Genomic DNA, 13,679 nt, shown 5'->3' with positions numbered 1-13,679 from the left:
CGGCCGCCCCGCGCGGCGGGCTTATGCCTGGTAGCGAAGGAAGGCGCGGAGCCGGTCGAGGACCAGGTCGGGCGCCTGCTCGACGATCCAGTGGCCGACCCCGTCGACCAGTTCGACGTCGAAATCCTTGATGCGGTCGGCGTATCCGCTCAGCAGGTCGGGGACGAGGACGGGGTCGTCGGTCCCGCTCAGCCAGCGCACCGGGACATTGACCCGGCAGTCGTTGTACTCCCCCCGCAGCCAGCGGGCCAGCTCCCGGGTCTGAAAGGTGCGGTACCAACGCGATCCGGCGAGTGCATGACCGGGCTCACGCATGCACTGGATGTAGAAGCGCACGTCCTCCTCGGGCGCCAGGAAGCCGCCGCCGACCCAGGCCGCCAGCGACCGGTAGAACCGCGCCTTCGGGTCGGCGATCAGCCGCGGGCCGATCACCGGCAACAGGATCGGCACCTGATACCAGAACCGCCAGAGGTTGCGCAGCAACGATAAATCGGGCTTCACCCACGGCGCCACGGTGTTCATCCCGAAGTATCCGCTGACCTTCTCCGGATGGCGCAGCATCATGATGAACGCGATGGGGCCGCCCCAGTCGTGGCCGACCAACTTCACCGTCGACACGCCCAGGCGGTCCAGGACGCCCGCCAGGTCGTCGGCCATGTCGTTCTTGCGATAGCTCGACCGCGGCGCCGAGCTCCAGCCGGCGCCGCGCAGGTCGGGGCACAGCACCCGGTAGCCCTCGGCGGCGAGCGGGCCGATCAATTCATGCCACTCCCACCAGTTCTGGGGGAAGCCGTGCACGAGCATGACCGCGGGGCCCCCGGCCGGGCCCGCATCGGCGACGTGGATGGTGACACCACCCCCGACATCCACGTATCTGTGTTCGACGCCGTGCAGCTCGGGCATAGTCACCATGGTTGAGAACCTAGCGCTCGGTCAGAAACCGCTCGACGTAGGGCGCGAAGCGGCGGCGCAGATCGTCCTCGGTCAGGCCGAACACCTCGCACGACGTTTCGACGTTGCCGAGCCGGCCGCGGCGGTGCCCCGCCAGGTACTCGTCGATCGCCGTCCGGGCTTCGACGGTGAAAGGTTCGCCGGCCAGGGCGTAGACGCGCTCGGCCACCCCCACCTCGTCGGCCATGAAGTCGTCGAATCGGACATCGATCGAGCGGTCGGGCCCGATCGTGTCGCGGTCGCGCACGAGTGCGGCAAGCATGTCCGCGAGGCGGTCGATCCAGGAGGCCGCAATCCGTTCGACGGGCACGGGTGAGCGGTGCATCCGGGCGGAGTAGGTGATCATCGCGATCATCGAGAGGGCCACCGGGACGGGGTCGCGGTGGGTGAACACGACGATGCTGCCGGGAAAGACCCGGTCCAGCACCGGCACCTGCTCGAGGTGCTGGGGCGACTTGAGCAGCCAGCGCCGCCCGCCGCGCAGGAACTGCATGGCCTTGAGCTGCCGTGCGAGGTATTCGTAGTGCGGCGTCTGGTCGTGGGCCCGGTAGTAGTCACGCCAGCGCGGGACGTCGCCGAGCGTCTCGAAGAGCATGGTAGAGATGTCGTTGGCGAGGAGCTGGATCTCCTCGTGGACGTGGTCGGTGGTCATCTCGTGCATCAACGCGAAATGGGGCATCACGGTATTGATCACCGCCACCGCGACGTCCATCCGCGCCCGCCGCGGATCCGGTTCGACTCCGGCCTCGGCCGGCAATCCGAACGGCTCGACGCTTTCCCAGTACGGCATCGTGCGGAAGGTGGACGGCCCCGCCAGCAGGTTGTGCAGGTGGGTGGTGCCCGTGCGGGGCAGGCCGGCGATCACGACCGGCGGTCGCAGCGCGATGTTGTTGATCTCGGGATGCCGGTGCAGCAGGTCGGTGAACAGCAGCCGATTCTTGAGCAGCTGCAGCAGCTGCCCGAAGAAGTTGACCACGCCGCTCGCGTGCAGGCCGTCGATCTCCCGGAGCGCGGCGAGGTAGACGTCGAGCCGCTCCCGGTAGTCGTCCGGCCCGAAGTCATCCAGGCCGGTGTCGGCGCGGGCCCTCGCGTGCAGCGCGTCGGCGTCCAGCGGGCAGTCCGGCGCCATCGTGGCCATCACATCAAGGATCTGCTGCGCCTCGGGGCTGAACCGCGGCGCGGCCAGGTCGTCGAGCCGGACTCGGGTCACGGCGACTTATGTTACTCTGAGTTTCGTAATGGCAGTGGATTTCGGCCGCCCCCGTGACCCGCGCATCGACGGCGCGGTCCTGCGCGCGACGGTCGAGCTGCTCGCCGAATGCGGTTACGCGGGGCTGTCGGTCACGGCCATCGCCGAACGCGCCGCAACGAGCAAGCCGGCGATCTATCGGCGGTGGCCGAGCAAAGCCCATCTGGTGCACGAGGCGGTGTTTCCGACCGGTGCCGCCACCGCGATTCCCGACACGGGCTCGCCGGCCGACGACCTGCGGGAGATGGTGCGCCGCACGATGGCCCTACTGGCCTCCCCCGCCGCGCGGGCCGCGCTGCCCGGCCTGGTCGGCGAGCTGGCCGCGGACCCCACGCTGCACTCGGCACTACTGGAGCGGTTCGCCGACGTGATCACCGGCGGCCTGGCCGAATGGCTCACGAAGGCCTCGGCCGCCGGCCAGGTGCGCACCGATCTGACCGCCACGGAGCTGGCCGAGGCCATCGCCGGCATCACCCTGCTGGGCGTGCTGACCCGCGTCACCGGTCCCGACGAGACATGGGTGGATCGCACCACCGAGCTGCTGCTGAAAGGCATTCGCGCATGACGCACGAGTCGACGGCCGCGTGGCGTGGCCTGCTGGAAACGCTTGCCGCGCTCGACCGGTCGTTCCTCGAGGGCGACCGCGCCGTCACCGACGACCGGCACATCGCCGATGGTTACCGCATGCTGGCGACCACGCTGGGCGTCGCCCTCGACGCGTATCTGTTCACCGAGCCCGGCCGGCCGCAGTTCGTGGCGGTGAACACCCCGTTCCGCCGCGACCGCCGGTGGGGCGGCGACAACACCGACGCCTACTACTTCGTCTGCCCGGTCGATCCGGCGCGGCGCTATCGCGTCAGCGGGAATCGCGGTGACAGCGTGTACTTCTCGGTCACGGCCTACAACGAACCGACGCCCGGCGCGTGGTCGGACCGGGTCGTCGCGATCGTCCGCGACACCGACCTGGACGTCGACGCCGCCGGGAACTTTTCCTTCGAGATCGGACCCACGCCCGGCGCCGCCGTGCTGATGACCCGCGACTACCAGGCCGATCCGCTGACGGGACGGCCCGTGTCGTGGCGCATCGAGGCGCTCGAGGCTCCAGAGCCGATCCGGCACGGCGACGCGGAAACCGCCGCGCGGCTGCGGGCCGCCGGCACCTGGTTGCGCACCATGTTCGCGATCGTGCCACTGGCCGTCGGGACACGGGTCGACCACGAGCACGGGTTCGGACACGAGACTGTCCATGCCGCAAACGAATTCGCCGAGCCCTACCAGGTTCCCGACGCCAACTTCGGCTGGTCGGCGCGCGACGCCTGCTACGCCTACGGCAGTTTCCTGCTCGGCGACGACGAGGCCCTGGTCATCACCCACCGGCCCCCGCCGTGCCGGTTCTGGAACCTGGTGGTGTGGAACCAGTTCATGGCGACCTACGGCGCCTCGGAGGGTCCCGACGCCCGGTGCTCGATCAACGGCCACGGCGCGGTGCCGAATGGCGACGGTTCGGTGACGATCGTGCTGTCCAGCGGGATGACAGCGCACCCGAATTCGCTCACCGCGCTGGGCTATCCGCGCGGCACCCTGGCGTTCCGATGGTTTCTGCCCGAGGGGCTGCCGGTGCGGCCGGAGGTTGAGCTGGTGAAGGTCGCGCAGGCGCCGACGGACCTGTCCTAGACCGCGGCGACCAGCTCGATGGCCCGGCCCAGCGTGTCCAGCTTGTCATCCAGCGTCTCGCCGGCCGGATAGAGCCGCACGGTGTTCACGCCCGCGTCGCGCCACACCGCGAGGCGTGCCCGGACCATCTCCTCGGTGCCGATCAGGGTGGTGGCCAGCACCATCTCGTCGGTCACCAACGCCGCCGCGCCGCCGCGGTCGCCGGCCTGCCAGCGTTCCCGCACCTCGGCGGCGACATCGGCCCAGCCCTGCCGGCTGTAGGCCCGGTTGTAGTAGTTGGTGCTCGACGTACCCATGCCGCCCAAGCTGAAGGCCAGCTCCTTCTTGCGGGTCGCCACCATGGCGCGCAACTCGCCCTCGTCGGCGGCGAACGCGACCTCGGCGCCCTGGCAGATGTCGATGTCCGTGCGGGCGCGGCCCGCGGCGGCCAGGCCCTCGTCGAGATGGTCGAAGTAGGCGGCGCCGCCCTCCGGGACGAAGCTGGTGCCAAGCCAGCCGTCCGCGACCCGACCGGTCAATCGCAGCATCGCCGGCGACAGGGCGGCCAGGTAGATCGGAATCGGATGCTCGGGCCGCGTGGACAACCGCATCGGCACCCCCTCGCCGCCCGGCCGCGGGATCTGAAACTCCTTGCCCGAGTGGGAGATTTTTCCGCCGGTCAGCACCCGCCGCACGATGTCGACGGTCTCGGCGAGGCGTGCCAGCGGGCGGGCGAACGAAACACCGTGCAGGCCCTCGATCACCTGCGGGCCGGACGCGCCCAGGCCGAGCATGAATCGCCCGCCCGACAGGTTGGACAACGTGATGGCGGCCTGGGCGACGGCGACGGGTGAACGGATGCCGACCTGCAGCACGCCGGATCCGAGCAGCATCCGGTCGGTCCGCGCCGCGAGATAGCCCAGCGCCGACGGGGCATCGGAACCCCAGGCCTCGGCGACCCAGCACACGTCGAGACCCAGCTTCTCCGCCTCGACGGCGAACACGACGACTTCACCGGCGGCGGTGGACAACTCGACGGTGGTCGCGGTCCGCATCAGCGCACCCCGTGTTCGGCCAGCCTCTTGATCGCGGCAAGGGTCTTGCCGATCGCACCCTCGAACTCGCGCAGCCGCACGAACACGATCTTCTCCTCCTTGTCGGGCATCGCATCGATCGCCGTTGACAGGCGGCGCGGGCCGGGCTCAGGCCGCGACGGGCACCTTCTCGGCGTGCGCGTCACCCACCTTGCGCACCATCGTGTCGGGGAGGGTGAGCCTGACGATCTTGCGGACCACGGTGCCGAACTGCCGCAGCAGCGGGCCGCGGTTGTAGGGAATGCCGTAGCGTTCGCAGATTTCCTGCACCTCGGGCGCGATGTCGGCATAACGGCGGGCCGGCATGTCCGGGAACAGGTGGTGCTCGATCTGGTGGGACAGGTTGCCCGAGAGCAGGTGGAAGAGCTTGCCGCCGGTGAGGTTCGCCGAGCCCAGCACCTGGCGGAAGTACCACTGGCCGCGGGACTCGTCCTTGGTCTCGTCGATAGTGAATTCCTGAGTGCCCTCGGGGAAGTGGCCGCAGAAGATGATCATGTAGGCCCACACGTTGCGCACCAGGTTGGCCGACATGTTGCCCGCGAAGACGAACGGCGCGAACGGTCCGGCGAGCAGCGGGAAGGCGACGTAGTCCTTCAGGGTCTGCCGACGGGTCTTCTTCCAGATCGCCTGCAGGGTCTGACGCTTGTCGGCGAGCCTGATCTCTCCGGAACGGATGCGCTCGGTCTCCAGCTCGTGCAGTGCGACGCCGTACTGGAACAGCACCATGAGCAGAAATGCGTACACCGGGTTACCCAGGAAGTACGGGCTCCAGCGCTGGTCCTCGCTCATCCGCAGGATGCCGTAGCCGATGTCGCGGTCCATTCCGACGATGTTGGTGTGGGTGTGGTGCATGTAATTGTGTGAGTGGCGCCATTGGTCGGCCGGGCAGGCGGTGTCCCACTCGAAGTCGCGACCGCAGATGCCAGGGTCGCGCATCCAGTCGTACTGGCCGTGCATGATGTTATGGCCGATCTCCATGTTGTCGAGGATCTTCGATATCGCGAGCATCGCGGTGCCCGCGAGCCAGGCCGGGGGCAGGAACAGTAGGGCGCGTCCGCCGACCTCCAGGGCGCGTTGGGCCTTGATCACGCGGCGGATGTAGTCGGCGTCCTCCTTGCCGAGGTCGGCCATCACGCGTTCCCTGATGGCGTCCAGCTCGCGGCCGAACGCGTCGGCCTGCTCGGGGGTGAGGGAGATTTTGTTCTGAGTCATGGTGTTTCCTCCATTGCGAGGGACTGTCAGAGGGATAGGTCGACGTCGCCGACGGGGACGGACACGCAGATCTGCACGTCTTCGTCGGGGCAGGTGGAGACCGCGCCGGTGGTCAGGTTGCGGACCGTGCCGGCGATCTTGCGTCGGGTGCAGGTGTGGCAGATGCCCATCCGGCATCCGTTCTCGGGGGTGAGGCCGGCCGCTTCGGCCTGCTCGAGCAACGGGCGTCCGTCGTCGACGACGTCGATGCCGCTGTCGGCGAACGTGATTCGGCCCCCGGAGGGGTTCGCCGACGCCTCGAACGCGGGCGGCACGAAGCTTTCGGTGTGGACGTTGTCGCAGCGCTCCCGAACCGCGTCCACCAAAGGTGTTGGTCCGCAGACGAAGACGATGTCGGGTGCGGGCATGGCGGCGGTCAGGTGCTCGGGCCCGAAGCGGCCGACGAGGTCGCCGCCGTCCGACCGGGTGTAGCCGTGCAGCACGCGTACGCCGGGCATCGCGTCCAGCTCGTCGCGGTAGCACGCCTCGGCGGCGGTGCGGGCGTAGTGGATGAACGCGATGTCGCCCTGGTGGCGCTCGGCGACGAGGGTGCGCAGCATCGACATCACCGGGGTGATGCCACTGCCGCCGGAGACGAACAGGATCCGGCGCGGCCGCACCGGCGGCAGCGTGAAGTCGCCGCCGACACCAGTCAGGCCGAGCACCATGCCGCGACGGGCATGCTCGCAGAGGTGGCTCGAGACGAGCCCCCCGTCGTGCCGGCCGATCGTCAGCTCGATGTGGCCGCTCCCCTCGGCGTTGGCCGGCGAATAGCACCGAGTGTGCCGGCGACCGTCGACCTCCACGGCGACGTTGACGTACTGGCCGGCCTTGACGGCGTAACGGGTGGTGAAGCTCTCATTGGGAGCGAGCGTGAGGGTGACGCTGCGCGGAGTGGCCCGCCGCACCTCGACCACCTTGGCCCGGCCTTCGCCCAGCGTCCACGTGGGCGCGACCAGCTCGGTGTAGCGGTCCACGCCGTGCGGCCCGGTGAGGAGGTCGACCAAGTCCGATCCCAGGACCCGCTTCCGGAGAGCGCGCGTAGTTTGAGTGAACATATGTATACCGTGCTGGGAGGCGCCGCAGGTAGTCAAGGGTTTTATGGGGCTTTGTGGTAGGCTTCACACAGTGAACAGCCGTACTCCTAGCTCACGTTCACGCGCATCTGTTCGCGAACGCACTCGCGAAAGCCCCTCCCGCGAGGAACGCAAGGAGGCGACGCGCCGTGCCATCATCGCCGCGGCGCTCAAGCTGCTGCAGGACCGCAGCTTTTCCAGCCTGAGCTTGCGCGAGGTCACGCGCGAAGTGGGGATCGTGCCGGCCGCCTTCTACCGGCATTTCGAGTCGATGGAGGCCCTGGGCCTGGTCCTCATCGACGAGTCGTTCCGCTCCTTGCGCGACACGCTGCGCGAGGCGCGCGCCGGCAAGCTCGACCCGAATCGGGTGATCGAATCCTCCGTCGAAATCCTGGTCGCCAGCGTCGCCGACCGCCGCGAGCACTGGCGGCTCATCGCGCGCGAGCGCAACAGCGGCCTATCGGTGCTGCGCTACGCCATCCGCACCGAGATCCGGCTCATCACGTCCGAGCTCGCCACCGACCTGGCGCGTTTCCCGGGCCTGCACGAGTGGAGCACCGAGGACCTCAACGTCCTCGCGAGCCTGTTCGTCAACGCCATGATCGTGACCGCCGAGGCCACCGAGGACGCGCAGAGCGCGGAAGCCCTGGAGGACATCCGGCGGGTGGCCGTCAAGCAGTTGCGGATGATCGCCATCGGCATCGCCGGATGGCGCAGCAGCCCCTAGGGCCGTCCGGCGGCGGCGCGCCGCCGCTTCGTCATCGCAGTGAACAGTCGAACACTGGCCGCCGTGTCACTCCGTGATTTGGGTGAAGTCGGGGACGGCGTTCTCGTCGACAACCTCATAGAGGGACTCGCCGTCCTCGGGAGCGCCGTCGATCTGGCCCCGGTGCGCACGCCCGGACAGATTGTCCGCCAGCGAGTCGACGCGGTCCTCGGCGTCCGGGGAGACGTCGGGCACCTCTTCGGCCAGCCGAGCGTCCAGGGATTCGCCCTCGCGCTCCTCGCGCGCCGTCACGCCGAATCGGTTCGCCTCGCTCCAGCCCTCGGGCGGATCGACGACGATGTCACCGTCGTCGTTGAGCAGCTCGTCGGAGTCGGTGCCTTCGCTCGCGTTCAGGGTGTCGCCCGGTCCACCCTCTTCGGGGTTCTCGCTCATGGGCACCGGTTGCCCGTCGGCTCCGGGGGCTAAACGCTTCGGCGGGTTACCGCGGCGTTCGCCACATCGCCCACAGCGGGGGGCCACCTCGGGGCAGCGCGATCTCCCGGGTGACCGTGAATCCGAACCGCTCGTAGTACGGCACGTTCTCGGGCTTGCTCGACTCGAGGTAGGCCGGGCAATACTCGGCGTCGTAGCGGTCCAGCCGTGACCGCATCAGCGCCTGCCCGAAACCCTTGCCGCGCACGGCCGGATCGCTGCCGATGGCGGCCAGGTACCAATGCGGTTCCTCCGGGTGTTCCCGCTTCATGAGCTCCTGGATCTCGCGCGCCTTGCCCGAGCGCAGGCCGAAGATGCGGAGGAAGTGCGGCATCATCGCCAGCTGCTCCCGGCCCGAATGCCGCCACCGATTCGGCGGATCCCACAGCGCCGCGGCGCCGATGCCCCCACCGTCGCACGCCACCTCCGCGCCCCCGCTGGCCAGGTGATGATGGCGGGTTATCGCCGCGAACATCCTCTCCAGATGCGCCGACCGGGACTTCGCGTCGGGCAGCACCCAGGCCATCACCGGGTCGTCGTAGAAGGCCCGGCTCATCGTCAACGACAGTTCGCGGATGTCGGACTTGCGCACCGGGCGCGCTTGCGGGGTCACCCTCGTCAGGCTAGCGGGGTGTGGCGACGGCCGGCGTGGGTACCTTGATGCGATGACCGGCATCTCACGGCGGGCGTTCGGGCGGGTAGCCGCCGGCGCCGGCGTGCTGGGGACCGCCGGAGCGTCGGCGAGCTGTGGAAAGCCGGGCGGTGCCGCACCTTCCGCTCACCCGCCGCCGACGGGCAAGGGGGTCGGCGTCGTGCTCTCGCACGAACAGTTCCGCACCGATCAACTCGTCGCGCAGGCCCAGGCCGCCGAACAGGCCGGCTTCCAGCACGCGTGGGCCAGCGACCACCTCCAGCCCTGGCAGGACAACGAGGGCCATTCGATGTTCCCGTGGCTGACGCTTGCCCTGGTCGGCCACGGAACGAGCCGCATCACGTTCGGCACGGGGGTGACCTGCCCGACCTACCGGTACCACCCGGCCACGGTCGCCCAGGCGTTCGCCTCGTTGGCTATCCTCTCGCCCGGCCGCGTCTTCCTCGGGGTCGGCACCGGTGAGCGCCTCAACGAGCAGGCCGCCACCAACTCGTTCGGCAAGTACACCGAACGCCACGACCGGCTCATCGAGGCCATCACGCTGATCCGGCAGCTGTGGAGCGGTTCGCGAATCTCGTTCGCCGGCAAATATTTCCAGACGAATGCGCTGAAACTCTATGACACCCCCGCCACGGCCCCGCCGATCTTCGTGGCGGCCAGCGGCCCCAAGAGCGCGACGATGGCCGGTCAATACGGCGACGGGTGGATCACCCAGTCGCGGGACCTGACCGACGCAAAGCTGCTCGACGCGTTCACCGCCGGCGCGCAGGCCGCCGGCCGTGATCCGGCGACCCTGGGCAAGCGCGCCGAGATGTTCGCGGTGGTCGGCGACCACGACGAGGCCACCCGCGCCGCCGCCCTGTGGCGCTTCACCGCGGGCGCCGTCGACCAGCCGAACCCCGTGGAGATCCAGCGCGCCGCCGAGGTGAATCCCATCGACAAGGTGCTGGGCAACTGGACCGTCGGCACCGACCCCGGCCCGCACGTCAACGCCGTCCAGAGGGTTCTCGACAACGACGCCGTCCCGTTCCTGCACTTTCCCCAGAACGATCCCGTCGCCGCCATCAAGTTCTACGGCGCCAACGTCATACCGAAACTGCACTAACCCGGCCGGGCGGTGCGGCGCCGCCCCGTTTCAGCGACCCGGCCCCGGGTACCCGCAGGCCATGGACGCAATCACATTCCTCCGACAGGACCACCAGAGCGTGCTCGGTCTGCTCGAGACGCTCGACGGGGCCCCGTCGGGAACCGGCGCCGAGGCCAGCGGTCTGGAGACCGTGGTGAACAACCTCATCATCTCCGAGTCGCAGCACGAGGCGATCGAAGAACAGTTCTTCTGGCCCGCGGTGCGTGACGCGATCGGCGACGGGGTCGTCGACACGGCGCTCGAGCAGGAGCAGGCGGGCAAGCGGGTGCTGCAACGGCTCGAAGACGGCAAGCCTGGCGAGCCAGACTATCACGAGGCACTGCGGGAGTTCGTCAAACGGGGGCGCGAACACATCGCGTACGAGCAGGACGTCGTGTGGCCGCGGGTGCAGGCGGCGGTCAGCCGCGAGGAGCTGCAGAAGATCGGCGAAAAGCTGGAAGCGGCAAAGAAAGTCGCGCCGACGCGGCCGCACCCGAAGACCCCGCCCAACCCGGCGGTGCTGAAGACGGTGGGGATGGGTGCCGCGGTGCTGGACCACGTGCGCGACGCCTTCACCGGCCGCGCGGAGGATAACCCGCCCGATCCCCAGGTCACGTGACGAACGACGAAGACCGGGCGTCGGATTCGTCGACGCCCGGCCTTCTTCTGTACCCGATCAGCTTGTCGGCGTGTGCTGTTCGTGTGTGAAGGGCCTCTCGCCGTGGACGGCCGGCGAGCCGTCCGGGAGCCGGTCCGCGCCCCTGTTCTTGCGGGCGTCGCTGCCCAGCCACTCCTTGTCCGGCTTCTCGACGTACCGCCATTCCACGCCCTCGGGCCACGGGCCCTGGCCCTCGTTCCACGGCCCGCGGATCGACTGGCCGCCGCCGTTGGACATGTTGAACGCGACGGTCTGGAAGCGGTCGTCGCCGGGCAGTTGCCCCGGCGGGAAGTTCACCGGAAGCTCATTGAGCGCGGCCGTGAACTGTTGGTAATGGGCGACCTCGCGCGTCATCAGGAACGTCAGGGTGTCCTGCACGCCGGGATCGTCGGTGAACTGCTTGAGGTATTCGTAGACGATCTTCGCCCGGGACTCCGCGGCGATGTTGTTGCGCAGGTCCACCGTCGGGTCGCCGTTGGCGTCGATGAACGCGCCCGTCCAGTTGTTGCCCGCGGAGTCCTTCACGTCCGGGCCGCCGCCGCTGAGGACGAGGAACAGCGGGTTGACCGCCGCCGAATGCATCAACTGGTCACGCCCATCCTCGTTGGACACCAGCGGCATCCAGTCACAACGCTGGTTGGCGACGTGCAGGTTGTCGTTGAGCCCGTCGAGCAGCATGGTGATCATCGAGCCGACCATCTCGAGGTGGCTGAGCTCCTCGGTCGCGATGTCCATGAACAGGTCATACATCTTCGGATTCTTCTGCCGCAGCACGAATGCCTGAGTGAAGTACTGCAGCGCCGCGGTCAACTCGCCGTTGGCGCCGCCGAATTGCTCCATGAGCAGCGAGGCGAACCGGGGATCGGGTCGCTCGACCCGGACCTCGAACTGCAGATCTTTGTTGTGAACGAACATTGGTGCCTTCCTTCAGCGTCGAGATTCGTCGGGTCGAGGGCGGGTACCCGCGGCCTATGCGGACAAACGTTGCCCGGGCGCCCCGGAGTGGCCGCGTCACCGATCGCACGCACATGGTGGAGAATCCGATCTCATGGACATTGCGGGCGCACCGACGACCTGCGCCGTGAATCGCGGTGGCCGCGCTACGCACCGGCCGCCGTCGGGCATGGCGTGCTGGGCAGTCTGTCGTCCAAGCTGTACACCGCCGATCGCACCGCCGGCGCGATGAACCTCTTCAGTTTCGAGGCCGGGGCGTCGGATGGCGAGGCCGAAATCGTCAGCAAGCCAAGGCCATCATCATGGAGCGCTTCGGCGTCGACGACGTCCCCGCGTCCGAGCTGCTTCGTAAGCTCTCCCAAGAGAGTCAGGCCAAGCTCGTCGACGTCGCCAAGAGCCTCATCGACACCCGCGGCACCGGTACGTAGCTACCTGCGCGTCGCGTTCGCGCCGCGATCTACGATGGTGTGGCTTTAATCAACGATCCGGCGCGGCGCTGCGCCGGGGAACGGTTGACCGCGGTGTGGGACTTCGAAACAGACCCCGAGTACCAGGCGAAGCTGGATTGGGTCGAAAAATTCATGGCCGAGGAGCTCGAACCGCTCGATCTGGTGTCCCTCGACCCGTACGACAAGCAGAACGCCGAGATGATGGCCATCCTGCGGCCGTTGCAGCAGCAGGTGAAGGACCGGGGCCTGTGGGCCGCGCATCTGCGCCCCGAACTCGGCGGCCAGGGGTTTGGACAGGTCAAGCTCGCCCTGCTCAACGAGATCCTCGGCCGCTCACGCTGGGCGCCATCGGTGTTCGGCTGCCAGGCGCCCGACTCGGGCAACGCCGAAATCCTCGCGCTGTTCGGCACGGACGAGCAGAAGGCCCGTTACCTGCAGCCGTTGCTCGATGGGGAGATCACCTCGTGCTACTCGATGACCGAGCCGCAGGGCGGCTCCGATCCCGGGCAGTTCGTCACCACGGCGACACGCGACGGTGACGACTGGATCATCAACGGCGAGAAGTGGTTTTCCACCAACGCCAAGCACGCGTCGTTCTTCATCGTCATGGCCGTCACCAAACCCGATGCCCGCACGTACGACAAGATGTCGCTGTTCATCGTCCCGGCCGAGACTCCCGGCATCGAGATCGTCCGCAACGTCGGGGTGGGCGCCGAGTCTTCCCAGCGGGCCAGCCACGGCTACGTGCGCTACAACGACGTCCGGGTGCCGGCCGACCACGTCCTCGGCGGCGAAGGCCAGGCGTTCATGATCGCCCAGACCCGCCTGGGCGGCGGGCGGATCCACCACGCGATGCGCACGATCGCGTTGGCGCGCAGCGCCTTTGACATGATGTGTGAGCGTGCGGTGTCGCGCAAGACCAGGCACGGGCGGCTCGCCGACTTCCAGATGACGCAGGAGAAGATCGCCGACAGCTGGATCCAGATCGAGCAGTTCCGGCTCCTGGTGCTGCGCACCGCCTGGCTCATCGACAAGCACCACGACTACCAGAAGGTGCGCCGCGACATCGCGGCCGTCAAGGTAGCCATGCCCCAGGTGCTGCACGACGTCGCCCAGCGCGCGCTGCACCTGCACGGCGCGCTCGGCGTCTCCGACGAGATGCCGTTCGTCAAGATGATGGTCGCCGCCGAGTCGCTGGGCATCGCCGACGGCGCGACCGAGCTGCACAAGATGACGGTGGCCCGGCGCACGCTGCGCGAATATCAACCGGTGACAACGCCTTTCCCGTCGGCGCACATCCCGACGCGGCGCGCGCAAGCGCAGGCCCGACTGGCCGAGCGCCTCGAACACGCCGTCGCCGAGTTCTAA

At 68.6% G+C, this 13,679-nt stretch carries 14 protein-coding genes and 2 pseudogenes; 7 read left to right on the top strand and 9 right to left on the bottom strand.

The window, feature by feature from the left end:
* Nucleotides 1–21 precede the first annotated feature (21 nt).
* Together SKC42_RS21575 and SKC42_RS21570 are read right to left on the bottom strand one after the other, a co-directional pair.
* Nucleotides 22–912 carry an alpha/beta fold hydrolase gene (locus tag SKC42_RS21575; RefSeq protein ID WP_330966301.1) on the bottom strand — a complete coding sequence of 297 codons (891 nt, stop codon included), beginning with the start codon at nt 910–912 and terminating at the stop codon, nt 22–24.
* Nucleotides 913–922: 10 nt separating this feature from the next.
* Nucleotides 923–2,089: a sulfotransferase family protein gene (locus SKC42_RS21570; protein ID WP_442932220.1), complete on the bottom strand. Its 1,167-nt coding sequence runs from the start codon at nt 2,087–2,089 to the stop codon at nt 923–925.
* 100 nt (nt 2,090–2,189) lie between these two features.
* Between SKC42_RS21570 and SKC42_RS21565 the strand changes: the two genes are divergently transcribed.
* Nucleotides 2,190–2,765 (top strand): TetR/AcrR family transcriptional regulator, encoded by a 576-nt coding sequence (locus SKC42_RS21565; protein ID WP_330966299.1) that lies wholly within the window; start codon nt 2,190–2,192, stop codon nt 2,763–2,765.
* Nucleotides 2,762–3,874, top strand: a complete 1,113-nt coding sequence (locus tag SKC42_RS21560; protein WP_330966298.1) for a hypothetical protein — start codon at nt 2,762–2,764, stop codon at nt 3,872–3,874. Before SKC42_RS21565 ends, SKC42_RS21560 begins: the two co-directional genes overlap by 4 nt.
* On the opposite strand, the gene SKC42_RS21555 is transcribed toward SKC42_RS21560, so the two are convergent.
* The 4 genes and pseudogenes from SKC42_RS21555 to SKC42_RS21540 form a co-directional block, all read right to left on the bottom strand.
* Nucleotides 3,871–4,908: an LLM class flavin-dependent oxidoreductase gene (locus SKC42_RS21555; RefSeq protein WP_330966297.1), complete on the bottom strand. Its 1,038-nt coding sequence runs from the start codon at nt 4,906–4,908 to the stop codon at nt 3,871–3,873. The genes SKC42_RS21560 and SKC42_RS21555 overlap by 4 nt on opposite strands.
* Nucleotides 4,908–5,054 (bottom strand): annotated as a pseudogene (locus SKC42_RS21550) (SRPBCC family protein); the annotation flags it as partial. The pseudogene SKC42_RS21550 and the gene SKC42_RS21555, both read right to left, overlap by 1 nt.
* Before the next feature lies 1 nt (nt 5,055).
* On the bottom strand, nt 5,056–6,159 hold the full coding sequence (locus SKC42_RS21545) for a fatty acid desaturase family protein (protein WP_330966296.1): 1,104 nt from the start codon (nt 6,157–6,159) through the stop codon (nt 5,056–5,058).
* A 26-nt stretch (nt 6,160–6,185) separates the two neighbouring features.
* Nucleotides 6,186–7,256, bottom strand: a complete 1,071-nt coding sequence (locus tag SKC42_RS21540) for a ferredoxin reductase (RefSeq protein ID WP_330966295.1) — start codon at nt 7,254–7,256, stop codon at nt 6,186–6,188.
* Nucleotides 7,257–7,299: 43 nt separating this feature from the next.
* On the opposite strand from SKC42_RS21540, the gene SKC42_RS21535 reads away from it, so the two are divergent.
* Complete coding sequence (locus SKC42_RS21535; RefSeq protein WP_442932218.1) at nt 7,300–8,001, top strand: TetR family transcriptional regulator; 702 nt, start codon at nt 7,300–7,302, stop codon at nt 7,999–8,001.
* A gap of 66 nt (nt 8,002–8,067) precedes the next feature.
* On the opposite strand, the gene SKC42_RS21530 is transcribed toward SKC42_RS21535, so the two are convergent.
* Complete coding sequence (locus SKC42_RS21530) at nt 8,068–8,433, bottom strand: hypothetical protein (protein ID WP_330966293.1); 366 nt, start codon at nt 8,431–8,433, stop codon at nt 8,068–8,070.
* A gap of 46 nt (nt 8,434–8,479) precedes the next feature.
* Nucleotides 8,480–9,085: a GNAT family N-acetyltransferase gene (locus SKC42_RS21525; protein WP_330966292.1), complete on the bottom strand. Its 606-nt coding sequence runs from the start codon at nt 9,083–9,085 to the stop codon at nt 8,480–8,482.
* 52 nt (nt 9,086–9,137) lie between these two features.
* On the opposite strand from SKC42_RS21525, the gene SKC42_RS21520 reads away from it, so the two are divergent.
* Together SKC42_RS21520 and SKC42_RS21515 are read left to right on the top strand one after the other, a co-directional pair.
* The gene (locus tag SKC42_RS21520) at nt 9,138–10,229 is read left to right on the top strand and encodes a F420-dependent hydroxymycolic acid dehydrogenase (protein ID WP_330966291.1); all 1,092 of its coding nucleotides are present in this window, start codon (nt 9,138–9,140) and stop codon (nt 10,227–10,229) included.
* A 61-nt stretch (nt 10,230–10,290) separates the two neighbouring features.
* The gene (locus tag SKC42_RS21515) at nt 10,291–10,869 is read left to right on the top strand and encodes a hemerythrin domain-containing protein (protein WP_330966290.1); all 579 of its coding nucleotides are present in this window, start codon (nt 10,291–10,293) and stop codon (nt 10,867–10,869) included.
* Between the two features lie 57 nt (nt 10,870–10,926).
* On the opposite strand, the gene SKC42_RS21510 is transcribed toward SKC42_RS21515, so the two are convergent.
* A complete protein-coding gene (locus SKC42_RS21510) occupies nt 10,927–11,823 on the bottom strand; it encodes a manganese catalase family protein (RefSeq protein ID WP_330966289.1) in 897 nt (298 codons plus the stop codon).
* 147 nt (nt 11,824–11,970) lie between these two features.
* Between SKC42_RS21510 and SKC42_RS21505 the strand changes: the two are divergent.
* Nucleotides 11,971–12,290 (top strand): annotated as a pseudogene (locus SKC42_RS21505) (ANTAR domain-containing protein); the annotation flags it as partial.
* Between the two features lie 93 nt (nt 12,291–12,383).
* Nucleotides 12,384–13,679, top strand: a complete 1,296-nt coding sequence (locus SKC42_RS21500) for an acyl-CoA dehydrogenase family protein (RefSeq protein ID WP_330966335.1) — start codon at nt 12,384–12,386, stop codon at nt 13,677–13,679.

This window comes from Mycobacterium sp. 050134, from assembly GCF_036409085.1.
Lineage (GTDB): Bacteria > Actinomycetota > Actinomycetes > Mycobacteriales > Mycobacteriaceae > Mycobacterium.
The sequence above is the reverse complement of the archived record's forward strand: the minus strand, read 5'-3'. Positions and strand labels throughout refer to the sequence as shown.

Excerpts from the sequence above, each read along its gene's own strand:
- SKC42_RS21575 (WP_330966301.1), bottom strand. The coding sequence starts at position 912 with ATGGTGACTATGCCCGAGCTGCACGGCGTCGAACACAGATACGTGGAT.
- SKC42_RS21570 (WP_442932220.1), bottom strand. The coding sequence starts at position 2,089 with ATGGCCACGATGGCGCCGGACTGCCCGCTGGACGCCGACGCGCTGCAC.
- SKC42_RS21565 (WP_330966299.1), top strand. The coding sequence starts at position 2,190 with ATGGCAGTGGATTTCGGCCGCCCCCGTGACCCGCGCATCGACGGCGCG.
- SKC42_RS21560 (WP_330966298.1), top strand. The coding sequence starts at position 2,762 with ATGACGCACGAGTCGACGGCCGCGTGGCGTGGCCTGCTGGAAACGCTT.
- SKC42_RS21555 (WP_330966297.1), bottom strand. The coding sequence starts at position 4,908 with ATGCGGACCGCGACCACCGTCGAGTTGTCCACCGCCGCCGGTGAAGTC.
- SKC42_RS21545 (WP_330966296.1), bottom strand. The coding sequence starts at position 6,159 with ATGACTCAGAACAAAATCTCCCTCACCCCCGAGCAGGCCGACGCGTTC.
- SKC42_RS21540 (WP_330966295.1), bottom strand. The coding sequence starts at position 7,256 with ATGTTCACTCAAACTACGCGCGCTCTCCGGAAGCGGGTCCTGGGATCG.
- SKC42_RS21535 (WP_442932218.1), top strand. The coding sequence starts at position 7,300 with ATGGGGCTTTGTGGTAGGCTTCACACAGTGAACAGCCGTACTCCTAGC.
- SKC42_RS21530 (WP_330966293.1), bottom strand. The coding sequence starts at position 8,433 with ATGAGCGAGAACCCCGAAGAGGGTGGACCGGGCGACACCCTGAACGCG.
- SKC42_RS21520 (WP_330966291.1), top strand. The coding sequence starts at position 9,138 with ATGACCGGCATCTCACGGCGGGCGTTCGGGCGGGTAGCCGCCGGCGCC.
- SKC42_RS21515 (WP_330966290.1), top strand. The coding sequence starts at position 10,291 with ATGGACGCAATCACATTCCTCCGACAGGACCACCAGAGCGTGCTCGGT.
- SKC42_RS21510 (WP_330966289.1), bottom strand. The coding sequence starts at position 11,823 with ATGTTCGTTCACAACAAAGATCTGCAGTTCGAGGTCCGGGTCGAGCGA.